The sequence below is a fragment of the Corallococcus sp. NCSPR001 genome, from assembly GCF_017309135.1.
Taxonomy (GTDB): Bacteria; Myxococcota; Myxococcia; order Myxococcales; family Myxococcaceae; genus Corallococcus.
In genome coordinates this window covers 265,642-287,742 of the sequence record NZ_JAFIMS010000002.1, presented here as the reverse complement: position 1 = coordinate 287,742, position 22,101 = coordinate 265,642, and the positions used below count along the sequence as shown (strand labels likewise).

22 protein-coding genes are annotated in these 22,101 nt (G+C 69.5%); 9 read left to right on the top strand and 13 right to left on the bottom strand.

Annotated elements, in window-relative coordinates:
* Window positions 1–13: 13 nt before the first annotated feature.
* Both JYJ93_RS03045 and JYJ93_RS03040 read right to left on the bottom strand, forming a co-directional pair.
* Entirely contained in the window at window positions 14–952 is a 939-nt protein-coding gene (locus JYJ93_RS03045; RefSeq protein ID WP_206786439.1) for a hypothetical protein, read from the bottom strand.
* 70 nt (window positions 953–1,022) lie between these two features.
* Complete coding sequence (locus tag JYJ93_RS03040; RefSeq protein WP_206786438.1) at window positions 1,023–1,739, bottom strand: DUF429 domain-containing protein; 717 nt, start codon at window positions 1,737–1,739, stop codon at window positions 1,023–1,025.
* 78 nt (window positions 1,740–1,817) lie between these two features.
* Here JYJ93_RS03040 and JYJ93_RS03035 point away from each other — a divergent pair, with 78 nt between their 5' ends.
* Complete coding sequence (locus JYJ93_RS03035) at window positions 1,818–2,837, top strand: aldo/keto reductase (protein ID WP_206786437.1); 1,020 nt, start codon at window positions 1,818–1,820, stop codon at window positions 2,835–2,837.
* 432 nt (window positions 2,838–3,269) lie between these two features.
* Here the strand turns inward: JYJ93_RS03035 and JYJ93_RS03030 are convergent, their stop codons facing one another.
* Both JYJ93_RS03030 and JYJ93_RS03025 read right to left on the bottom strand, forming a co-directional pair.
* The gene (locus tag JYJ93_RS03030; protein ID WP_206786435.1) at window positions 3,270–3,992 is read right to left on the bottom strand and encodes a head GIN domain-containing protein; all 723 of its coding nucleotides are present in this window, start codon (window positions 3,990–3,992) and stop codon (window positions 3,270–3,272) included.
* Between the two features lie 121 nt (window positions 3,993–4,113).
* Window positions 4,114–7,128: a protein kinase gene (locus JYJ93_RS03025; RefSeq protein ID WP_206786433.1), complete on the bottom strand. Its 3,015-nt coding sequence runs from the start codon at window positions 7,126–7,128 to the stop codon at window positions 4,114–4,116.
* A gap of 272 nt (window positions 7,129–7,400) precedes the next feature.
* On the opposite strand from JYJ93_RS03025, the gene JYJ93_RS03020 reads away from it, so the two are divergent.
* The gene (locus JYJ93_RS03020; RefSeq protein ID WP_206786432.1) at window positions 7,401–8,387 is read left to right on the top strand and encodes a hypothetical protein; all 987 of its coding nucleotides are present in this window, start codon (window positions 7,401–7,403) and stop codon (window positions 8,385–8,387) included.
* Between the two features lie 3 nt (window positions 8,388–8,390).
* Here the strand turns inward: JYJ93_RS03020 and JYJ93_RS03015 are convergent, their stop codons facing one another.
* Both JYJ93_RS03015 and JYJ93_RS03010 read right to left on the bottom strand, forming a co-directional pair.
* Window positions 8,391–8,963 carry a PIN domain-containing protein gene (locus tag JYJ93_RS03015; RefSeq protein WP_206786431.1) on the bottom strand — a complete coding sequence of 191 codons (573 nt, stop codon included), beginning with the start codon at window positions 8,961–8,963 and terminating at the stop codon, window positions 8,391–8,393.
* A 23-nt stretch (window positions 8,964–8,986) separates the two neighbouring features.
* Window positions 8,987–9,478, bottom strand: coding sequence for a helix-turn-helix domain-containing protein (locus JYJ93_RS03010; protein WP_206786430.1), 492 nt, complete (start codon window positions 9,476–9,478; stop codon window positions 8,987–8,989).
* Between the two features lie 165 nt (window positions 9,479–9,643).
* Between JYJ93_RS03010 and JYJ93_RS03005 the strand changes: the two genes are divergently transcribed.
* From JYJ93_RS03005 to JYJ93_RS02985, 5 genes are all read left to right on the top strand, one after another.
* Window positions 9,644–11,542, top strand: coding sequence for a VacB/RNase II family 3'-5' exoribonuclease (locus tag JYJ93_RS03005; RefSeq protein ID WP_206800056.1), 1,899 nt, complete (start codon window positions 9,644–9,646; stop codon window positions 11,540–11,542).
* 2 nt (window positions 11,543–11,544) lie between these two features.
* The gene (locus JYJ93_RS03000; RefSeq protein WP_206786429.1) at window positions 11,545–11,994 is read left to right on the top strand and encodes a hypothetical protein; all 450 of its coding nucleotides are present in this window, start codon (window positions 11,545–11,547) and stop codon (window positions 11,992–11,994) included.
* Between the two features lie 231 nt (window positions 11,995–12,225).
* A complete protein-coding gene (locus JYJ93_RS02995) occupies window positions 12,226–12,570 on the top strand; it encodes a hypothetical protein (RefSeq protein WP_206786428.1) in 345 nt (114 codons plus the stop codon).
* Between the two features lie 165 nt (window positions 12,571–12,735).
* Window positions 12,736–13,014 carry a hypothetical protein gene (locus JYJ93_RS02990; protein ID WP_206786427.1) on the top strand — a complete coding sequence of 93 codons (279 nt, stop codon included), beginning with the start codon at window positions 12,736–12,738 and terminating at the stop codon, window positions 13,012–13,014.
* Complete coding sequence (locus tag JYJ93_RS02985) at window positions 13,004–13,207, top strand: hypothetical protein (RefSeq protein WP_206786425.1); 204 nt, start codon at window positions 13,004–13,006, stop codon at window positions 13,205–13,207. Before JYJ93_RS02990 ends, JYJ93_RS02985 begins: the two co-directional genes overlap by 11 nt.
* Window position 13,208: 1 nt before the next feature.
* Here JYJ93_RS02985 and JYJ93_RS02980 read toward each other — a convergent pair whose 3' ends face one another.
* Window positions 13,209–13,946 carry an SH3 domain-containing protein gene (locus JYJ93_RS02980; protein ID WP_206786423.1) on the bottom strand — a complete coding sequence of 246 codons (738 nt, stop codon included), beginning with the start codon at window positions 13,944–13,946 and terminating at the stop codon, window positions 13,209–13,211.
* A 39-nt stretch (window positions 13,947–13,985) separates the two neighbouring features.
* Entirely contained in the window at window positions 13,986–14,477 is a 492-nt protein-coding gene (locus tag JYJ93_RS02975; RefSeq protein WP_206786421.1) for a YkgJ family cysteine cluster protein, read from the bottom strand.
* A 423-nt stretch (window positions 14,478–14,900) separates the two neighbouring features.
* On the opposite strand from JYJ93_RS02975, the gene JYJ93_RS02970 reads away from it, so the two are divergent.
* On the top strand, window positions 14,901–16,943 hold the full coding sequence (locus JYJ93_RS02970; RefSeq protein WP_206786420.1) for a PilZ domain-containing protein: 2,043 nt from the start codon (window positions 14,901–14,903) through the stop codon (window positions 16,941–16,943).
* A 21-nt stretch (window positions 16,944–16,964) separates the two neighbouring features.
* Here the strand turns inward: JYJ93_RS02970 and JYJ93_RS02965 are convergent, their stop codons facing one another.
* Window positions 16,965–17,939 (bottom strand): NYN domain-containing protein, encoded by a 975-nt coding sequence (locus JYJ93_RS02965; protein WP_206786419.1) that lies wholly within the window; start codon window positions 17,937–17,939, stop codon window positions 16,965–16,967.
* A gap of 204 nt (window positions 17,940–18,143) precedes the next feature.
* Here JYJ93_RS02965 and JYJ93_RS02960 point away from each other — a divergent pair, with 204 nt between their 5' ends.
* Entirely contained in the window at window positions 18,144–18,575 is a 432-nt protein-coding gene (locus JYJ93_RS02960) for a hypothetical protein (RefSeq protein ID WP_206786418.1), read from the top strand.
* Here the strand turns inward: JYJ93_RS02960 and JYJ93_RS02955 are convergent.
* The 4 genes from JYJ93_RS02955 to JYJ93_RS02940 all read right to left on the bottom strand — a co-directional run bounded on the left by JYJ93_RS02955 (window position 18,572) and on the right by JYJ93_RS02940 (window position 22,033).
* The gene (locus JYJ93_RS02955; RefSeq protein ID WP_206786417.1) at window positions 18,572–19,591 is read right to left on the bottom strand and encodes an ABC transporter substrate-binding protein; all 1,020 of its coding nucleotides are present in this window, start codon (window positions 19,589–19,591) and stop codon (window positions 18,572–18,574) included. The two genes, JYJ93_RS02960 and JYJ93_RS02955, sit on opposite strands and share 4 nt — an antisense overlap.
* 68 nt (window positions 19,592–19,659) lie before the next feature.
* On the bottom strand, window positions 19,660–20,421 hold the full coding sequence (locus JYJ93_RS02950) for an ABC transporter permease (protein ID WP_206786416.1): 762 nt from the start codon (window positions 20,419–20,421) through the stop codon (window positions 19,660–19,662).
* Between the two features lie 13 nt (window positions 20,422–20,434).
* Window positions 20,435–21,352 (bottom strand): ABC transporter ATP-binding protein, encoded by a 918-nt coding sequence (locus tag JYJ93_RS02945; RefSeq protein ID WP_206786415.1) that lies wholly within the window; start codon window positions 21,350–21,352, stop codon window positions 20,435–20,437.
* Between the two features lie 114 nt (window positions 21,353–21,466).
* A complete protein-coding gene (locus tag JYJ93_RS02940) occupies window positions 21,467–22,033 on the bottom strand; it encodes a hypothetical protein (protein ID WP_206786414.1) in 567 nt (188 codons plus the stop codon).
* Between the last annotated feature and the right edge of the window lie 68 nt (window positions 22,034–22,101).

The following is a 22,101-nucleotide window of genomic DNA, read 5'->3' as shown; positions in this document are numbered from 1 at the left end:
CCCATGACGCGCATCACGGCGTGAGCGCGGTCCAGTCGCTGTTGGGCACGGCGACGGAGAAGTTGTACGTGCCGTTGGTCCAGCACAGGCCGTAGGGGCCCAGCTGGCTGCTGTTGCTCGCGTCGAGCGCGGGCCAGGCGCTCACCGTGTAGATCTGGATGCCGGAGGAGCGCACGCGCGGGAACGCGGGGCAGCGCTGCGCCACGTCCATCAGGTAGTGCGACTCCCACATCGTCCAGCCCGTGGCGAAGCCGGAGTTGCCGCAGATGGGCGTCAGCTTCTCCTCCCAGACCCCCAGGGTGAAGTTGTAGAGCAGGCCGTGCGCGCAGCCGCTGCCGTCCTTGTAGGCCTCCGTGAAGTAGCGCTCCTCGCCGTCCAGCACGCGCACGTATTTGCCCTTCCACGTCGCGTCCATGCCCTCGAAGGTCTGCCAGCCGGTGGCGCCGTCGAAGCCGCAGTGGTCCCAGAAGCCGTGCGCGTGCGCCGTCGTCGCCATGCCCGAATAGCGCCAGTGCGCCGTCACCGTCTCCACGCATGAGTAGTTCGCCGGCATGTGCGTGGGCGCATAGATGGTCGTCCCGATCGCGTTGTCCGGGATGACCAGGTCCGTCTGCGCGTCGTTGGCCGCGAAGATGCCCTGGCCCTGGTTCACCCAGAAGCCCCGGTCCCCGGAGCCCGGGAAGATGTCCGGGATGGGGTCTCGAGGACGCGGACGGCTGGAGCGCTCCGGCAGCCGCGCCGCCGCGCCCTTCAACACCTCGTTCGCCTGCGGTTGGGTGTTGGGAATCGCCTGGCCGTGCACCTTCTCGTCGAAGGGCTGCGGCGCCGCCGTCAGCTCCTGACCTTCCGGCACCGGCACGCCGTACGGCAGATGGGCCGTCTCCTCCGCCAGCACCGGCGCGCCCACCAGACCCACCACCACCGTCACGGCCTTCCACGATGTTCCACGCATGTGTCATCCCTCTCCGGTTGGAGTTGAGAGGGATTAAAACAGCTTAAGCAGTAAAAATAGCAATAGTTGATTACCGTCTAGGGCTCAAGTCCAGGATGCACCCCTCGCGCAATGTTCCATCCGCGTCGTGCGTGAGGGGCAGTCCCACCGCGATGACATGCTCGGGCCGCGTGCGCGTGAGCCACCCCAGCCACGCGCAGAGTGCGGCATCCAGTTGGTCGTGCGTGCACGTCCCCGCGTCCTCGAAGCGCAGCCCGGACGCCTCCAGCAGGGCCTGTCTCCGGGCGCGTCCCTCCGGCGTGGACTTTGCCCCCAACTTCTCCACAGCCAGCGCGCGCCAGGTGGCGCCGGGGAAGGCTTCGAACAGGCGCGCGTGTGACAGCGACGGCGTGTCCAGGTCCAGCATCGGCACCCGGGCATGGGTCCGCAGCGCGGCGAACAGCAGCACGCTGCCGCGCACGAAGCCCGCGAAGGGCGCACCGGGCAGGGGCAGCACGTCCGGGGTGCGGCCCGGGGCGCGCAGCCGCGCTTCCGCGTCCCGCACCTTCGCGCCGGGATTGGCCAGCGCCTGCGGCCCGTCCACCACCACCACGTCACCGGGTCCCACGGCGAAGGCCTCCGCGAGCGCCTCCGGGTCCAGCCCATGCCCGGCCCGTGCCGGGGGCCAGACGCGCTGGGAGAAGCGCACGCGGCCGTTACCGTCCACGACAGCCTCGTCCACGGGGCGGGGCGCGCGGGCGAAGGGGTCCGTCAGGTCCCAGCCCACGAAGCGGCGCGCGTCCGTCATCGCGTGCCTTCCTGCTGCGGGGCCGTGCACCGGACGTTAAGAGGGGCCGCCTTCACTTCCACCCAAGGTGACACGCACATGCACTACCGTCCGCTGGGCCGCACCGGCCTGTTTGTCTCTGAACTGTGTTTCGGCGCCATGACCTTCGGTGGCGAGGGCTACTGGAAGAACATCGGGCAGCAGGGACAGGCGGAGGCCGACGCGCTGGTGGGCCGGTGCCTGGACGCGGGCATCAACTTCTTCGACACCGCGAACGTGTATTCGTACGGGCAGTCGGAGGAGCTGCTCGGCAAGGCGCTGGCCCCGAAGCGTTCGCAGGTGGTGCTGGCCACCAAGGTGCGCGGCCGCATGGGCCCGGGCCAGAACGAGACCGGCCTGTCGCGCTACCACCTCTTCGACTCCGTGCACGCGAGCCTCAAGCGCCTGGGCACGGACCACATCGACCTCCTGCAGATCCACGGCTACGACGTGGCCACGCCGCTGGAGGAGACGCTGCGCGCGCTGGACGACCTCGTGCGCCAGGGCAAGGTGCGCTACCTGGGCGCGTCCAACCTGGCCGCGTGGCAGTTGATGAAGGCGCTGGGCATCAGCGACCACCGCGGCCTGTCCCGCTTCGAATCGCTCCAGGCCTACTACTCCATCGCCGGCCGCGACCTGGAGCGGGAGCTGGTGCCGCTGATGAAGGACCAGGGGGTGGGCCTGATGGTGTGGAGCCCGCTCGCGGGCGGCTTCCTCTCCGGCAAGTACCGCCGCGACGCCGAAGGCCCCGAGGGCGCCCGCCGCACCACCTTCGACTTCCCGCCCGTGGACCGCGAGCGCGCGTACAACGCCATCGACGTGATGGACGAGGTCGCGAAGGAGACGGGCACCAGCGTGGCGCGCGTGGCGCTCGCGTGGCTCCTGCACCAGCCGCACGTCACCACCGTCATCCTCGGCGCGAAGACGCAGGCCCAGTTGGAGGACAACCTGGCCGCGTCCGAGCTGCGCCTCGGCGCCGAGCAGCTCGCGAAGCTCGACGCCGTCTCCAGGCTGCCCCCCGAGTACCCGGGCTGGATGGTGGAGCGTCAGAACGCGGACCGCCTCCCTCCGGCCCGCTGAACCGGTTGCTCGCGGAGTCCCGCGCGTGCGGAGTTTTCCATCATCGCTGGATGGACCCGACCTGACGCGTCTCAACGACGCACCGTGTGAAAGCGGTGCGTTCGTTTTTACAGTCCGTCAGGGACGGCAGGCGCGTTGGGGGCGCGGATTCCCCTGCGAGTCTCGTGGCGAAAGCGACGCTGGGTGTTTGGGATTGAGGCCAACTTCCAATATCTTGGGGACTGCGAAGCGTTCGGTCACTCGAGCGCGTTCCATGGGGCCCACGCGCCTGTCCGTCAGCACTCCGGTGCGGTCGGCATCCACGTGGAAGGTAGGACGGTCGCCCGGATGACCTTGGAGGTCCGGTGTGCGGCGTCTCTTTTTGCTCCGTGGGGGGCCTATCCGGGCCCCGGGAACTCCCCGGGGCCCGGCTAACCTTTCCCGGGACCGCTGCTAGTTCGAGGCGTCGAGGCGCGAGCCGCCGCTGACCTCGACGTTGGCGTTCTGGGGCCGCTTCGACAGGCGGATGATGCTGCCGCCGGAGGCGTCACCGGAGACGCTGGCGGGGGCATCGGCCTCCACGATGGAGCCGCCGCTGGCCTCCACCTGGAGCGCGGAGAGGCCCTGGAGTTTCTGGGCATGCACCTGCGCGCCGCCGCTGGCCTCGGCGTCCAGATGGGTGGCGCGGCCGCTGAGGGTGATTTCGGAGCCGCCGCTGGACTCGGCCTCCACGTTCTTGGCGTCCACGCCGCTCACCCTGAGCACCGCGCCGCCGCTGGCCTCCGCGTCGAACTCATCGGACGCGGTGACCTCCGCGTTCATGTGGCTGCCGCCGCTGGCCTCCACATGGTCGATGCGGGGCGAGGACACGATGAGCCTCACCGTGCCGTTGAGGCGGCTCCAGCCCTTGCGCTCGACGTTCGTGGTGAGGATGCCGTCCTCCACCTCCAACTTGATGCGGGAGAGGTTCTCAGGGGAGCCCTCCAGGCGGACGGACTTGGGGCCCACCTTCACCTCCGCGTGCATGCCGTGACCCACGGAGACGCCGTGGAAGTCCTCCACCTGGCGCGTCTCGCCAGAGCCCTGGGAGGGTTTGACCGCGTCCTCCGCGTGGGCGGTGCAGGCGGTGGTGGCGAGGCAGCAGGCGGCGAGCAGGGACAGCGAGGACATCCTCATGGGCGGCTCCGGGCGAGGCGCGAGGACGTGGGAGCACGTCCCGGCGGAATGCCTCGGGTACGCAGGACCCCAGCGGTTGATTGCGTGGCGCCGCGCGAAGCTGTCCGACAGCCGGACAGGCTCAGGGGTTGGCCAGCATCTCCAGGGGGACCCGGACGGAGGTGATGTCGTCGGGTTTGATCTCCACGAGGAGCTTCAGGGGCCGGCCGGTGCCATCCATGAGCTTCAGGGTGTGCCGGCCCACCGGGAGGGCGACCTTGGTGAGCGGCGTTTCGCCCAGGGAACGGCCAGCCAGGGACACGCGGGCGGAGGGCTCCGTGACCAGGGTGAGGAAGCCCTGGGGCGCGGCCGCTTCGGTGGCGCTCTCATCCGGAGCGGGGAGGTCGCCTTCCGAGTCCTCTGTGGGCGCGGCGGTGCGGGGCTTGCCGCGGACCGGGGTGGCCGCCGGGTCGCTGGCGTCGCGCTTGGCCTTGCGGACGGGGGTGCGCGTCTTGGCCTTCAGGGGCTGGGAATCGTCGGTGGCGGAGTCGTCGCTGGGAGGCGGGTCCGTGGGAGCAGCGGGTTCGGCGGGAGGAGTGGCCTCGGCGACCGCGGTGGAGGGGTCCGGAGTGGCGGGTTCGGTGGGCGCGGGCTTCCGGGCCTCGGGCTCGGAAGGAGGCGGTGGAGAAGTTGTGGATGAGTTCGCGTCTGGCTTGCGAGAGAGCGCGGAGCTCCACAGCGCGGACACGCGGCCGCCGTCGAGCCCCAGGGCGACAGTGGTTCCGAGGCCCGCGATGGCGAGGAACACGATGCCGGCGGCGATGAGTCCGCCCTTGCCACGGCGGGGGGCGGGGGCATCGGCGAGGAAGTCGTGAGGTTCGGTGGGGCGGCCAGAGGCGCGCGCCGGGGTGGAGCGGGCGGGAGGCGAGGACTGCTTGCGGGAGGACGGCGAGCGGCGGACCGCGGGTGTCTTCTCGGGGGCCTCTTCGGGAGGCAGGGACGGCACGCGGGAGATGGCCGTCTCGCCGTCGTTCAGCAGGGCCTGTGGCGGGGTGTGGGGCTGGGTGACGCGGAGGCTGTCCTGCGTGGCGGACCGTGAGGGCCGGGGACGGGAGTCTTCCGCGCTGTTGTTCGAGGCGTCGCGGCCCGACCGGGCACGTGCGTCGGCGGATCCGTTCGCGGCGTCACGGCCCGACCGGGCACGTGCATCGTCGGTGGATCCATTCGAATCGCGGCCTGACCGGGCACGCGAATCATCGGCGGATCCGTTCGCGGCGTCACGGCCCGACCGAGCACGGGCATCCTCGGATCCATTCGCGGCATCACGGCCCGACCGCGCGCGCGTATCGTCGGTGGATCCATTCGCGGCCTCGCGCGGAGGACGGGGACGGGAATCCTCCGCGGACCCATTCGCGGCATCCCTCGCGGACCGGGACCGCGCATCCTCACCCGACGTGTTGAAGGCCTCACGCGGCGGTTTGGGCCGAGCCTCCTCGGAAGGCGCGTTGAGGGCTTCACGCGGCGGGCGGGGCCGCGAGTCCTCGGCCGCATCCCGTGTGTTGCGCTGCCGTGCATCGTCCGAGGCTCCAGACCGTGCACGGCCTTCCTCGGACTCCCGTCCACCCCGGGCGCGGGGCTCGTTGGACGGCGGCACGAAGGCCGGAGGCCGTGCCTTTGATTCCTCGGGAGGCTGCGTGCCCACGCGTGACAGCGGCGTGAGGATGGTCTCGCTCTCGACGTGGCCGGGGGACGCCGTCACGGGCGCCGTGATGCGCAGCGACGAATCCAGCATCACCGGAGGCAGCGCCGGCTGGGTGCGCACGCCCGGTTCGGAATCATCGGGCTGCGCGGACATCTCATTCGTGGGCGGAGGCGGCCGGGGCGTCTCCGCGGGGGGCGACACCCGGCGCGAGGACGGCGGCGGCGCGGGCTTGCGGACCGCGAGCTCCTCCGTCGTGTTGCGGCGGCCCCCCGCCCCGGCAACGGAAGCCGGCGGAGCCTTCGCCGGAGCAGGAGCCTTGGCGGGCGCCGCGGGCGCGCGAGGCGGCAGCGTGGAGGAGATCTGCGGCAGCCCCCCCGCGGGCGGCAGCGTGGCCGGCTCCGGAACGTCCCCACCCCGGGCGAGCACCTGCGCCACCTGCGTCTCGCTGGAGGTGCCATCCCCGGACGACTGCCCGCTCATGAGCAGCAGGCGGGTCTGGTCGCGGCGCTCGGCGAACAGCCGCAGCATCAGTTCGCTGCTCTGCTCGGGGTGCCAGATGCGCTGTCCCACGGCGCGCTCGATGGCGCGCGCGAACTCCAGCGTGGTGCCGTAGCGATCCTCGCGCCGTTTCGCGAGCGCCTTGAGGACGATGGCGTCCAGCTCCGGCGGCACTTCCTTGTTCACGCGCGAGGGCGGAGGCACATCGCCGCTCAGCACGGCGTTCATCATGGCCTCGGCGCTCTTCGCGTAGAAGAGGCGCATGCCGGTGAGGCACTCGTGCAGCACCACGCCCAGGCTGAACAGGTCGCTGCGGGCGTCCAGCGGGTCGCCCATGATCTGTTCCGGGGACATGTAGCCGCTGGTCCCCTTCACCATGCCCACCTGCGTGCGGCCCGCGCGCGCCAGGCTCTTGGCGATGCCGAAGTCGAGCAGCTTGGTGACGCCCTCGTACGTCACCATGATGTTCTTCTCGGCGACGTCGCGGTGGACGACGGGCGAGGGCCGGCCCAGCGGGTCGGTGAAGCTGTGCGCGTAGTTGAGCGCCACGGCCGTGTCGCGCACGGCCATCAGGCTCAGGCCCATGGGGATGGGCTCATGGGCGGTGCGGCACGCGCGGGCCACCTCCACCAGCGTGGCGCCCGGGACGAACTCCATGGCGAGGAACAGCTCACCGTCCGCCACGTCCAGGTCGTACACGTGGGCGATGTGCGGGTGGTTGAACGCGGCCGTGACCTTGGCCTCGTCCAGGAACATCCGGACGAACTCCTCCTCGCCGCGGATGTCGGGGAGAATCTGCTTCAGCACCACCATCTTGCGGAAGCCGGCCAGGCCCTTCTGGGCCGCGAGGAAAATCTCCGCCATCCCGCCTGTCGACAGGCGGCAGAGCACCTCGTACTTGCCCAGCACCCGGCCGCGGAACCCGTCCGGGGTGAGCGTCAGCGTCGTCCCAGCCATTGAAGGGGTCCGACTCTACACCGGGGCAGGCACCGGCGCGAAAGGCCCGGGACCCCGTTTCTGGCCGGATGCCAGGGTTTACGAGGACATGCCTCCGTCCGGGCGAGGACAGGGTTTCTGGAACGAAGGCGCGCGAACTGTCCGACACCGGAGGGGTGCCTCGGGGACGGACGGACAGCGGGAAGGGCGCCGCTACTGTGCGTGCCATGCGGCTGCGAGGGCATCAGGCAGGGACGTGGGGCCGGCGCGTGGGGGCGCTCCTGGGAGTACTCATGGGTTGGAGCGGGGCGGAGGCGAAGGGGCTCCAGGTGGAGTACGACCTGCAGACGCCGCTGTTCCTGGACCGCACGTACCTGTTCGTGTCGCCCAACCGCATCCAGCGGCAGGGGGACCCGGACTCGCCCCTGCCGTTGGTCTTCGAGGGCCAGTTCGCGCCGAACCTCTTCCTGCCGCAGTTGAAGCTGGACGACTTCAAGGAGGACGGGAGGGAGACGCTGTTCTCGGCGGTGTTCACGCCGAACATCCGGCTGCGGATGGCGAACACGGACAGCAACCCCATCCTGCCGCCGTCATACCTGATGAAGTTGACGCTCCAGGCGGCGCACCTGCGCCTGCTGCACGGCCCCGACAAGGACGGCCCGCCCCGGGTGCTGGCGCTGGGGTTGAACGTCATCGTGGGGCACTACTCCAACGGTGAGAACGGGTGCTTCTTCGCGAACCAGACGGGGACGGACCCGAACTGCGAGCCCGCGGAGGGGACGCCACCGTTGAACGAAATCACGGGGAGCTTCTCCACGAACCTGCTGCGCTTCGAGCTGCACAGCCGGCTGGGGTTCGGAGTGGATCCGCACCGGCTGAGCGCATGGCTGGTGGGAGCGAACGCGTTCTACGAATTGAACTCAGCGATTGGGCCCGGAGGGATGAGCCCGGCGCAGCGCCACGTGTATGGGAATGGGCACTGGGGGGTGGGGCTGGTGGGGGAGCGGGCGGTGAACGGGAACCGCTTCCGGCTGGAGGGGAGGTTGTCGCATCCGTTCGGTGAGACGCCGGCGCAGCGGAGCACGCTGAGCGTGGAGGCGGCGGCGAATCCCCGCTGGGCGGCCGGCTTCGGCGTGTTCGCCCGGTACGTGCGGGGGCAGGACTACTACAACATCCTCTTCCTGGAGCGCATCAGCCTCTGGCAGTTCGGACTGGTCTTCGAACTGAACCCGGGAGCGAGGTTGAAGACAGACAGCGGGAAGCCCCCGGGCTTCCAGTGAGAGTTATTTGAAGAAGGAAGGAGGCAGCAACTCACGGGCCTCGCGGGCGAAGCCCGGCACGCTGCGAGCCAATCCGTCCAGGAGTCTCATCAGGGAAATGGGTGGATTGCGAAGGGCCTCGGCCTGGGCTCGGAGCATCTCCATGATGACGTCTGGTGCCTGGCTGAGCAGGTGCTGAAGGAAGGTGTCGGGATCCTGGGCTTGGAGCGATGCGGGCAGATGGTTCTTGCCGAAGTCCTTCAGGTTGCTCGTGACAAGCGTCTGAGCGCCCACATGGACCGCGGCAGCGAGGACGTGCCGGTCCTTCTCGTGGTTGGTCATGGATGAAATGAGCCCCTCATGGCCTGTCACCATCGCTTCGGGAAAGGCAGCCTTCATGGCGGCGACGCGTCGTGATGCCTTTTCTTCCGACAGTCCGATGGCCTTGACCAGGTTGCGACGCGTCTCCTCGAGGATGAGTTCCGTCCAGTGGATCTGAATGAGCCCTTCATGCGCCGCGCTCAACAACGTGTCGCAGACGGTGAGGGGAATCAGGACGTTCGCATCGAGGACGACAGGAAACGAAGCATGAATCACGGAGTGGGGCGCCCTCGCGATCCTCAGTCGAGTTCGGGATAGCCCCCGGCGTCCTGGCTTTCGCGCATCATCGCGTCGAGCTGGGAGCGGCGGTCGGCCTTCTGCCGTGCGCGGTATTCGAGGACGTCCTTGCTGTAGACGCGACGATGGGTGCCCGTGCGGTGGAAGGGGATCCGGCCCTCATCGAGCAATTGCACCAGGTACTGCCGCGAGACGTTGAGCAGGTTCGCGGCCTGCTGGGTCGTGAGCTCCTTGTGGACGGGGACTACGGTGACGGCGTCCCCTGCCGCGAGGATGGCGAGCAATTGCTGCATTAGCGCGAGCACGTCCGTTGGCAGCGGCACGGATTCATGGTTCGGGCCGAGCAGCGAGAAGAGCGGGTGCCTGCTGCCCTTGTCGCTCAGTTCCCGGGTGATGAGCTGCGCGAGCTTTCGCACCTGCTCCAGCGTCACGTCGCTGGCAGCGACGGGCTCCGATGTCCGAGGAGGAAGACCTTCAGCGGTGGGCAAAGTCATGGGTTCCTCCTGGCGCGGACCTTTAGGAATCTTGGCCATATCCGACGCAAACGCAAGTAGCTCACTGGCGTCAGGTCAGGATGGCATCCCATCTATCGTCGTAGCCGCAACATGCATCCCAACATCTCCCCGCTGACCCGTGAGGTGGGCTACGACGGCACCGACATGGACACCTCCGCTTCCCCGCGCACCGTCACCGGCCGCGTCGACGTGCATCCCCGTGGCTTCGGCTTCCTGACCGTGCAGAAGCCCGGCACCCCGGAGGTGCTGTCCGCCTTCATTCCTCCTCCGGACCTGAACCCCCTCTTCTCGGGGGACGTCGTCTCCGCCACCGTGACCGCGTCCGGCGAGGGCCGGTGGACCGCGTCCGGCCTGTCGCTCGTGGAGCGCACCCGCACCGTCGTCTATGGCGAGGTCGTGTCGCGCAAGGGCGCCTTCTTCCTGCGCATCGACAAGGAGGTCTCCAACACCGACTGGCCCCTGGACCCGGGCAGCACCGCCGTCCAGCACAACGACGCCGTCGTCGCCCGTATCGCGGACGGGAAGGTTGTCCTCCTCTACAAGCTGGAGCCCGGCGCCGACCGCTCCCTGGAGCGCGTCATCGCCCGCCATGGCCTCCACCGGGACTTCACCGCGGAGGTCGTCCAGGAGGCCCTGCGCGCCAGGGAGACCCCCCACGCCCTGGGCGGCGCCCGGCGCGACCTGCGCTCCATCCCCACCGTCACCGTGGACGCGCCCTCCACCCGGGACATCGACGACGCCATCTCCGTGCTGCCCGCGGGCCCAGACGGCGCCGTGCGCCTGCTCGTGTCCATCGCGGACGTGAGCGAGTCCGTGAAGGAGAACACCCCCCTGGACCTGGAGGCCCGCGACCGCGCCACCAGCGTCTACCTGGCCGGCCGCGTGCTCCCCATGCTCCCGGAGGAACTGTCCGCGCACTGGCTCAGCCTGGTGCCCAACGAGGAGCGCCACTGTCTCACCGTTGAATTGCGCATCGACCCCGACGGCCGTGTCACCGCCGCGGATGTCTATGAAAGCCTCATCCGGTCCTGGGCGCGGCTGAACTACGACGAGGTCGCGGCCTTCCTCGACGACAACTCCATCTCCCCCGCCATGGAGCCCGTGCGTGAGGCCATGCCCTGGTTCCGTCTGGCATCCGCGCGGCTCGCGGTGTCACGCGCGGCCCGAGGCGGCATGACCATGTCCCGCGACGAGGCGCGCTTCACCTTCGACACGGCCACGGGCGCGGTGTCCGGGCTCGCCGGAGAGAAGGACACCTCCGCGCACAACATGATCGAGCGCTTCATGGTCGCGGCCAATGAATCCATCGCCACCTGGCTGATGACCCGTGGCGTGCCGACCGTGTACCGCGTGCATGAGCAGCCGGATCCGCAGCGCGTGGCGGACGTGAACGCGTTCGCGTTGCACTCGGGGTTCGCGGCGGGATTTGGCACGCAGATCACCCCGCTGGCGCTGGCCGCGTTCGACCGGCAGATCTCCGGAGCGAAGGCGGAGCCCGCGCTGCGCTCCGTGCTGCGCCGTTCACTGGGTCCGTCCCGCTACACGGTGAAGCCGGGCCCGCACTTCGGGCTCGCGGCGCCGCTATATCTGCACTTCACGTCGCCCATCCGCCGGTACGCGGACCTGGCCGTGCATCGGCTCATCAAGGCGTACCTCCACGGCCGGCGCGACTTCGTGCACGAGGACCCGGAGATTGAAAAGCTCTCCCAGCACATCAACGTGCGAGCCCGCTCCGCCAGCCGCGCCGAGGTGGACCGCCACCACGAGTTGGAAGCGCGCTTCATGTCCACGCGCATCGGACAGCAGTTCCCCGCGCGCATCGTGCGCGTGAAGCCCTTCGGCCTCGTCGCGCAACTGGATGGCATGTGGGTGGAGGGCATGGTGCCGGCGGAAGGACTCGCGGGCGGTCCCTACCGTCCGGACGCGCGAGAGCTGTCCATGGTGAGCAAGACGCGGACCTTCACCGTGGGCATGCCCATCAACGTGAAGGTCGTCTCCACGGATGAGCAACTGGGCCGGGTGGAGTTCGCCCTGGTCGAATAGCCATGGGCGCGATATCCGCCAAGGAGATCGATGGTTACGAATTCGATTGGCTCGCGAGCGACGTGGATGGACACGTCGCCCTGCTGAGCACGGCGGGGGGAGGTTACGTGCCGCGCGACGTCCTGCAGGACACGGACTCCGTGGACGCCGCCATCAATGCCATCCTCGCGTCGGCTGTCTCTTCAGGAGTGCTCTTCGCGCCGAGCGTGGCGGAGGGCTGCGAGAACACCTGGCGGATGATGGCGGAGCGGGGCGTGTTCGCGTTCGACGCGGATCCGTATGGGGGGCCGTACAAGCGGGTGGCCATGCCCGAGCGTCCCATCCGGGTCGAGGAGTTGGCTGAGGCCGCCAGACCCTTGGTGCGCCGGATGTCTCTCGAAGGTCTGCGGTTCTCCAAGCTCGAGAAGCTAGACAACGACGTCCTGGTACGACGGGACAGATCCAAACCCTGACTGAACAGCATGAGTGAACCGATAGCCCCTTGCTTTCATGGCGCCTGTACGTGGGAGGTGCTGGATGAAGGCCCCGGCGCGCAGATCTCCCCGCGGCATTTCTTCCCCGGAAACACCGCAGGGGGACAGGACGGCTTGCTGGTACGGGTCACGCCGGCAGGCGGTGCACCCTGGCTGGGCATGTTCGCGTTCGGAAACGTGAAGGGTGCGGGAGTCAGCCGAGTCCTCGCCATGCCTGACCCAGAGAAGCTCTGTGTCGTGTCGCGAGGCGCGGGCTATCTCGTCACGGTCCAGGACCCCAGCGCCTGGGAAGCAGTCCAGGTGATGCCCGTAATGGACGTCCGAGCTGTGCCATCAGCGGGAGTCGTGGTGTTCGCGGACTTCACCGAAATGGTGGCCTACGGAGCGGATGGCCTGCGGTGGCGGACGAAGCGGCTGTCATGGGACGGCTTGAAGATCGTCCAGATGACGGAGCGCTCCATCATCGGTGAGTACTGGGACATGCGGACGGAGATGATGCAGACGTTCGAGGTCGACGTCGCCACCGGCGCCCAGAAGGGCGGCGTGGATGAGTGAGGGCCTGAGCGGCGTGTTTCGATTCCTGAACGGAGCAGAATCAATGACAGTCTCGGGTCAGACCATGACGTGTCGCTTCTTGTATCAAGGAAATGATGCCCGGAGGGTGTTGCGCCTGGATGATTCAATCCATCTGGATTGGTCAAGCCTTCGGAAATACTGAACATGAACTACGACGCCGTCATTGCTTCACTCCGCCCGGACGTCCAGCGTGGCCTCTCCGTGGAGGATACCGTCGTGGCGCTCCATGACGCAGGTCTGTCTCTAGCCAAGAGCATCATGGGATTGGCGCAGCTCCATGGCCTGCCCTTCGGTGATGCAAAGCTCATCGCCGCGGGCCACCCTATCTGGCGCGGCATCGTCAAGGCGGCGGAGCCGCTGCACCAGGAGCTGGAGGACTACGCGGAGAAGATGAAGGGAGGCGGTAATCCCGATGATCTCTGAGACAAGCAAGGCCTGGATTCAAGCCGGGAAGATCCTCGCGGTGAATCCAGACGCGCAGGTCCGCTGCCCTGAGAAGGGTGACGGCTTCCTCACCGTCCACGATGAGACCGCTCCAACAACCCCGACCCGGTTCGAGCGGTATCTGGTCTGCGACGTCTGTGGAGCACGCAACGTGATGCTCATGCGGGAGTGATTCACCCCGCCAGCGGCAACCCGTCCGTGGACTCCACCAGGACGTTGCCGGGCACCCAGCCCACGAGCCCGGTGGACGACCTCACCAGGTACTGGACCTCTCCCTTCGCGGGGACGCTCGCGGCCAGCACCTTCACCTTCGTGCCCTGCGCCGTCGTGGCCACAACCGCGGAGCCCGTGCGGCTCTGCTTCAGCGGGAAGGACTTCTTCACCGTGGCCGTGACCTCTTCGCCGGGCGCGTACGTCACCGCGTACAGCTCCTGCGGCACGTGCACCAGCTTCCACGCCTTGCGGTCCAGCGTGTACTTGTCCCGCTTCTGCCAGAACCCCATCCATCGATCGACCAGGACGATGCCGTTGCCCTTCGCCTCCGTCAGCGCGTGCACGTCCCCCAGCAGCTTCACCGCCTTGCCGTCGTAGCCGTAGACGAAGTAGCGGTGGCCGTCGTCCACCTCCCCCAGCGTCTGGACCAGCAGCTCCCTCCGCTTGTCGCCCGTGTCCAGGTCCACCACCTGGAAGCCCGGGACCTCGTTGCCGGACGCGTCGCCGTTCGCCGTGGCGCCGCCCACCTTCAACGTGAACTTCCCGTCCTCCCCCGCCGTGAGCGACACCGCCTCCGGCTTGCCGTCCCCGTCCAGGTCCACCTGCGCGGACTTCACGAACCCGCTGTCCTGCGCGGAGGCAGGCGCACCCGCGAGCAGGGCGGCGGAGGACAACACGGCCAGCAAGGATGTCTTCATGGGAGCAGGACCCCGGTCGGTGAGCAGGACCCCGCCACGCTAGCCTCCCGAGCGGCGGAAGCGCCCCCGGAAGTGCTGGTCCAGATACACCTCCGCGCGCGCCAGGGATTCTCGTGTCTCGGGAGCCAAGGTGAGCGAGGCCGCGGCCACCCGGGCCTGACGCATCGCCGGGCCCCTTCCGCCCTCAGCGGAACCCACACCGTGCACCACCGCGTCCACCTTCGCGTGCGCGGCATCCACCACGCCCTTCGCCTCCTCCAGGGACACCTCTCCCTCCGCCAGCGCGTTGAACAGCTGGCAGCGGTAGCGGCGGCAGGCCTCCGGGCGCTCCTCGTAGACGGTGCAACACAGGCCCTCCAGCGCGGCGCAGCGCTGGGGCAGCACCTGCGTGCCGTCCTCCTTCACCGCCAGCGACAGGCCGCGCTGGCGCAGGGCTTCCGCCTCGGAGGGCCGCAGCGGCACCTGCGTGAAGAGGGTGCCGTCACAGCACATGCCGCAGTGGAGACAGAGGGTGGACAGGGCGGAGGACATGGCGTGCTCCCGGGATAACGCCTCGCGGGGAGGCGAGTCATCCCCAACATGTGTCGCACCGGCCTCCGTCCCTCGAAGGCGAGCCATGTGTCACCAGTAGACATGCGACATGCCCCTCGTGTTCCATGTGTCGGAATCACCCTGGGTTTCCGGGGTCCGCACGACCCGAGGGGAGGGACAGGTCCGCACCTGTCTTGGAAGGCCATGCGCCTGTTCGTAAAGGAAATCCCCGAGGTGTGAGAACCCAATTCGTGACAGTGAAATGCGTGGCCGCCAATCCAGCACGAAGGTCTAAGTGCACAAGGGATGAAGGATCTCCACTCTGTGGGAATCCGAGTTCCCCGGGTCGCGCGTAACTGGGGACAACACAGTTTCTTCGGACGTCGTAGGATCATGCCCCGTAGGACATCAGGGAGCCCCCGCATGCACACGGACACTCACGACGCGCCGGCCGGCCGCGAAGCCCTCCTCGGATACCGGGTGGGGACGGAACTCAGCGCGGCGGCCTCGTTTGGCGCGGACTTCTCTCCCGGCCGTCTGGTGCAGCTGTCGCTGGAGCACCTGACGCTCCGCCTGGAGTCGCGCACGGTGCCCCGCAAGGGACAGGCCGCGTCCGTGGTGGTCGGTGAAGGCGAGCGGTGGGCCACCGCGCTGGACGCGGAGGTGATTGGCGTCAACGCCATGCGCCCGGAGGTGAGCCTGCGCTTCGTCGCGCCGCCGCTGGACGCGGGCCGCCGCATCGTGGGGCTGCTGGAGTCGCTGCGTGACAACGGCCTGCTGCTCACGCCGGAGACGCGGCCCGTGTGGCGCGAGCAGATCGACCACGCGGACCGCGTCGCGCGCATCTGCGAAGCGCTCGCGTCCCGCCAGGCTCGCGGCGTGCTGCGCTCGCGCGATGGCCAGGCCGTGGTGCAGGTCACCTGCGCCTTCTTCGAGCCGCTCCAGGACGCGTTCGGCTGGCAGCTGCACGGCGCGCTCCCCCCCGGGCCCCTCACCCTGGAGGCGTTCGGCTATTCCAGCGTGGTGCACTTCAACGCGGACGCCGCGCGCGTGGAGGGCGGCGTGCTGTTGATGCCGGCGCCCACGTCGCTGGTGCGCTTCCGCCACCGCTGGCTGCGCCGCACGCAGGCCCACGCGTCCTGCACGGTGGAGTTCGACCATCCGCTCTGGCCCCAGGTGCACGTGAACCGCGGCCTGCTGGATGTCTCCTACGAAGGCCTGTCCTTCCTCACGGAGCCCGGCGAGGACCTGATGTACCCGGGCCTGCGCCTGCCGGTGATGGAGGTGGGGCTGGAGGGCCACGCGCCGGTGCGCCTGCGCGCGGAGGTGCGCAACATCTCCAGCACGCCCCATGGCCGCCGCTGCGGCGTGAGCGTCCGGCCCCTGGACGCCGAAGGGGCCCGCGCGTGGCGGGCGCTGGTGGAGGCCCAGGCCCACCCCACCACGAAGGTGGAGGGCGACTGGAACGACGCCACGTGGAAGCTCTTCGAGCGCTCCGGCTACTTCCGCCTCCCGGGCAAGGAGCCGGAGAAGTTCACCAGCCTGCGCGACCAGTTCTCCCGCACGCAGGACAAGCTCCAGGAGGCGCCGCTGCTGGGCTACCGCGTGGTGCGCCCCGCGGAGGAGGGCATGGAGGCCACGCTGTCCGTGCTCAAGCCGTACGCGGGCAGCTGGATGGCGCACCAGCTGGCGCGGCACCAGCCCCCGGGCAGCCGCTCCACCGCGCGCGAGGCCCTGCGCGACATCTACCTGCGCGGCTACGAGCCCACCCAGGCGGACCCGGAGGTGAAGTGGTTCTTCGCCTACTGCGAGGCGAACGTGCGCTGGGTGCGCTACACGAAGTTCGACTTCGCCACCTGGTACGCGCACACCGGCCAGACGTGCCTCGTGCCCTTCCGCCTGATGGAGGGCGAGGTGGACAGCACCTGGATCCGGCCCGCGAACATCACGACGGGCGCGCCCACCCGGGAGGAGCGCGCGAGCTTCTTCACCCGCGTGGCCCACACCCGTCCGGAGGCCTACCGGGAGGCGCTGGACCTGGTGCCGGAGCGCTTCGACCTGGAGACCACGCGCACCGGCTGGGGTGACGCGGGCCTGTCCCGCGAGCGCGAGCTGGTGGTGGCCCGTCATGAGGGCCGCGCCGTGGCCTTCGCGGTGTTCGAGTCCGCGCAGCCGGGCCTGAACCTCTTCAACGTGCTGGACGGCGTGCGCCTGGTGCCGCTGGAGGACGACGCGCGGCCGGAGGTGCAGGACGCGTTCGTGGCGCTGCTGGGCCAGGCGGCGGAGTGGTACCGCGCGCGCGACCGAAAGGTGTTCGTCCACTACGTGGAGGCCACCTGCGTGGAGTACGCGGAGCGCGTGTCCCTGGCGGACCTGGGCGACGGCAAGCTGTGGGTGATGTCCGCCCGCCTGCTGCCGGAGTTCCTGGAGCACCTCTGCGAGTCCACCACGCCGCGCGCGGCTTGATGGACTCGCGGGCGGGGGGCTCTACAGCCCCTCGTCGTCCGGGTCCGGATAGGACTCCAGCTCCTCTTCCTCCTCCTCCACCGGGGCGGGCGCCTTGGCGTGGCGCCCCTTGCCGCCCTTGGTCTCGGGCGCGGGAGCGCCGAAGTCCGAGTCCGGGCCCACGATGTAGCCCTGGCGCCCCTGCTGGATGCGGCGCAGGAGCCCCTCCTGCTCCAGCGCCTCCAGCAGCCGCGCGAAGGTGGAGAAGCCGTGGTCGCGCTCGTCGAAGTCGGGCTCCTTGCGGACGATGGTCTCCTTGATGAGCGACGGGTTGAGCGGGCCCGTGGCCCGGCGCAGCAGGCTCAGCACCACCTCGCGCGCGACGGCGGGCACCTCCGCCTTGGGCTTGCCGCCCTTGCCCTCGCCCTTGGACTCGGCCTTGGCGTCGTGGCCCTTCCCGCCCCGCTTGCCGCCCTTGCCCTCGTCGCCCTTGCCGCCCCGGCCGCCGTGGTCCCGGTCCTTCTCCTTGTGGGAGCCGTCGCCCTTGTGCTTGGGCTTCATGTAGATGAACTGGTCGCACGCCCGCACGAACATCTGGGAGCTGGCCTCGCGCACGGCCAGGCCAATGACGGTGCGGCCGTTCTCACGCAGCTTGTACGCCAGCGGGCAGAAGTCGCTGTCGCCGGAGGCGATGACGAAGGTGTCGATCTGCTCGCGCGCGTAGCACAGCTCCAGCGCGTCGATGACCAGGCGCATGTCCGCGCTGTTCTTGCCGGCGCGGGTGGAGGGGGGCACGTCCACCAGCTCCACGCCCACGTCGTGCAGGCGCTGCTTCGCGTCCTCGAAGCGCGACCAGTTGCAGTAGGCGCGGCGGAACACGACCTTGCCCTGCTCCAGGAGCTGGTCCAGGGCGGGCTGCAGGTCGAAGTTGTTGGCGCTGATGCCGGTGTTGGTGACCAGGTTCTCGAAGTCGATGAAGAGGGCGATGCGGTGCTGCTCGTCGGTGCGTCCAGCCAAAGGTGCCTCGTAGTCGTGTGCGAGCGGTCCTTGGCTCGCGTGCGCTCCACCCTACTGTGTGGACGCTGCCGCGCGCACGGTCCGTGTTCCGCCGCTGAACATTCAGTGCTGCCCACCCTACTTTGAGCCTGAGCCCGGGGGCAGCGCCCCCGTGACACGGGAGGTATCACCATGATGCACGGATTCCCCAGACGTTGGCGAGCCATGGCGTGGACCGCGCCGACGCTCGGTCTCTTGTTGTTCGCGGGTCCCGCCCTGGCGAGTGAACCCACCGTCAGCAAGGGCGGCGACCAGTCCGGGAACCAGCCGTCCACCAACATCGAGTCCGCGAGCACCAGCCGGTCGAACGTCGTGAACACGGTCCCCAGCACGTCACCGGTCACCATCTCCCCGGGCCAATCCGTGCGGCAGATCACCCCGGACCCGGACAAGGTCCGTCAGGTCAACGGGCCGGTGGTGAAGCGCTCCGGGATGATGCTGTACGTGAAGGACGTGACCGGGCCGGTGGTGCCGCTGGACATGAGCGCGCTGACCATCCTCAAGCAGCCCGAGAAGGGCCAGCACGTCCAGGCCCTCTACCAGGTGGACAACACGGACAACGTGGCCCTGTCCCTCCAGGGGGAGAAGCAGGACTAGTTCGGCTTCGCGCCGCCGCCGCGCACCTCGTCCAGGACGCTCAGGTCCACGAGCCCCGCGAGGTCATCACCAGGGATGAACCCCAGTGACTTCGCGTGCTCGGCGGACGTCTTCAGCGCGGCGGGCACCGGGTCCAGGCTCGGCTCCAGGCGGGAGAACGCGTCCTGGAGCACGGGCGTGGGCAGGGGCTTGCGCGTGAGCTGACCGAAGGCGGCGTTGACGGACGTGGCGAAGGCCGCCGGGTCCGCGCGCCAGCGCTCGGTGAGGGCGACGTGGATGCGCAGGAGCGCCGCGATGCGCGGGCGCTGCGTCTCCAGCACCTTCTTCGTCGTCACCACCACCGTGGTGGGGAAGCGCTTGTCCGGCCAGAGGTCGCGCTCGTCCACCAGGATGTGGCCGCCCCCTTCGGCGAGCATGCGCGCGCCCCAGGGCTCGGGCACCCAGGCCCCCTCGATGGCGCCCTGGAGGTACTGGGCCAGGATGTCCGGGTTGCTGATGGGAATCACCTGCACGTCGCCGCCCGCGTCCTTGGCGATGCTCAAGCCCTGGCCCTTCAGCCAGGTGCGCAGGGCGATGTCCTGGGTGTTGCCAAGTTGTGGGGTCGCCAGCTTCCTGCCCTTGAGCTCCGCGGCCGTCTTCACGTTCTTCACCACCAGCACCGCGCCGCCGTTCACCGCGCCCGCGATGATGCGCAATTCCTTGCCGGCCTTGAGGTACGTGTTGATGGCGGGGCCCGGGCCCACGTAGGCCACGTCCACGGAGCCCGCCACCAGCGCCTCCATGGCCGCGGGGCCCGCGTTGAACTGCCGCACCTCCACGTGGCCCATGCCGGGCTGGGAGCCGAAGAGCCCTTCGGAGTTCGCCACCAGCGCCTGCGCGTGCGTGATGTTGGGGAAGAAGGCGACGCGCAGGGGCGCGTTGGCGCCGGAGGGCGTGTCCTTCTTGCAGGCCGTGACGCCCATCAGGAGGACGGTGCAGACACCGAAGAGCAGGGACAGCGGACGCGCGGAAGCCATGGTGCGTCACGCTAATGGAGATTCCCCGCCTGTTATCAATGCCCGTGAGGGCACAAGCGTCTGGAGGCTCACACGGACGCGGTCAGGCCCCACCGGCGCCTCAGGCGCGTCTCCACCGTCTGGAAGAGGACGCGGTCCACCGTGATGCCAATGAGGATGATGGCCAGCATCACCGCCATCACCTGCGACACGTCCATCAGCTCGCGGCCCATGGTGAGCAACTGGCCCAGGCCGCCGGAGACGAAGAGCAGCTCGCCCGCGAGCAGCGCGCGCCACGCGAAGCTCCACCCCAGCTTGAGGCCGGTGACGATGCCGGGCAGCGCGCCGGGCAACAGCACGCCGAAGTAGAAGCGCAGGCCCCGCACGCCCAGGGTGCTGGCCACGCGGGACAGCTGCGGGTCCAGGCCGTTGACCGCGTCCTCGGTGGCGATGGCGATGCCCAGCACGCTGCCCATCACCACCACGAAGAGGATGGCGCCGTCGTTGAGGCCGAACCACAAGAGGGCCAGCGGCAGCCAGCAGATGGAGGGCAGGGCCTGCAGGCCCATCACCACCGGCTTCACCGCGTTGCGGAAGAAGCCCAGCCGCGCGATGCACAGCCCCAGCGGCACGCCGATGGCCACGGACATGAGGTAGGCGTGCGTCAGCCGGCCCAGCGAGCGCAGCGTCGCGCCGCCCAGCTGTCCGTCGCGGGCCATGGCGATGAGCGTCTGGACCACCTCCAGCGGCCCGGGGAACAGGTGCTTGTTCCACATGCCCGAGCGCGACAGCCCCTCCCAGAGCGCGAAGAGCAGCGCGATCATCCCCAGCTTCTGCGCCCACTTCAGCATGGCGGTGTCCCCTCTAACGGCCGGTCACGACGCTGGTGCGAGGCAGGCTGGACGGCGTGCGCGTGCGGCGCTGCAGGGGCTCCGCGGGCGGGGCCTCCACGGAGGGCCCCTCCGAGGCGCGCAGGCGGTGGCGGATGTCGCGCGCCATGGCGTCCAGGGACGGGTCCTCCAGCGAGCGCGGCATGGGCAGGTGGATCTCCAGGTCCTCCACCACGCGGCCCGGCCGGGGCGCCATCAGCACCACGCGGGTGCCCAGCATCAGCGCCTCCTGCACGTCGTGGGTGACGAACACGACGGTCTTGCCGGAGCGGATCCAGATGGATTGCAGCAGCTCCTGCATGTGCACGCGCGTCTGGGCGTCCAGCGCGCCAAAGGGTTCGTCCATCAAGAGCACGGTGGGGTCCACCGCGAGCGCCCGCGCCAGGCTGGCGCGCATCTTCATGCCGCCGGAGAGCTGGTGGGGCAGCGTGTCCTCGAAGCCCTCCAGGCGCACGCGCTGGATGAAGGCGTTGGCCCGCTCGCGGCGCTCGGCGCGGGGCACGCCCCGGGCGGCCAGCGCGAAGGTGATGTTGCCGCGCACGGTGAGCCACGGGAACAGCGCGGCCTCCTGGAACATCAGCAGCCGGTCCGGACCGGGCCCGTGGATGGGTTTGCCTTCAATCGCCACCCGTCCGCCGGTGGGCACCACGTGGCCCGCGAGCGCGTAGAGCAGCGTGGACTTGCCACAGCCGGAAGGGCCGAGCAGGCAGACGAACTCACCCGAGCGGACGTTGAGGTTCACGTCCTTCAGCGCCACGACCTTGTTGGCGTAGTGGTGGTCCAACTGGGCGACGGAGATCTTCGCCCGGTCCGCTTCCACGTTCGCGGGCCGCAGGAAGGAGGGCGCCGCCCGGCGCAGGCCCCGCATCCGCTCGATGAGGCGTCGAAACATTCGCCACAACCTATTCACCTGCCCCGCGGTCGCACAGGAGGGGCCTGGAAGCGGGCAGGCGCCTTTCACTGTAGGACAGGAAGTGAAGTCCGCGGCGCCCTGTCGGCTGCTTTTTCAACGCACTCTGTCGTCCGTCAGGAGACGGTGGCCCGCTTCCGCCTTGCGGTGCGCCAGCGTGCGGGAGAGCAGCCACAGGCTCACGGCGAGCACGCCCAGGCCCACGACGGTGAAGGCGCCGCCCACGCGAAGCGACGCCCGGCGGTCGTCCTGGAACACCGCGAGTGCGTCCGTGCGGGGACCCGTGAGGTAGCGCCGCACGGTGTCCGCGAAGGCCTGGGCCTCCGGCTCGGACTCCGTCCACTGGTAGGCGAGCGGCTGGACGCCGGAGGTCGTCTGCAACTGGGCCCGGAAGATGGGCGCGGCGCCCCGGCGGGTGCTGCGGCTGCGGGCCACCTCCACGCCCTGGATGTCCCCGGGCGCGTAGCGGCCCACCTCCTCCTGGCCCAGCCAACTGGAGCGGCTGAGGACGCATGGGCCCCGGGGCTCGCATCTCAGGTCCATGCGCGCCTTCTGATTGAGGAAGAACACCCCCAGCACCAGGAAGGGCAGGGCGAGCATCAGGAAGGCCGTGGCACCGATGGCGGTGGCGCGGCTGCGTCGGGAGGCGGGGGGCGCACGCACGGCCTGTTTCTATAGACCCGCGCGCCCGCGAGTGTCGACCTCCAGGCAGGCGGGCGGGCACTTGCGAC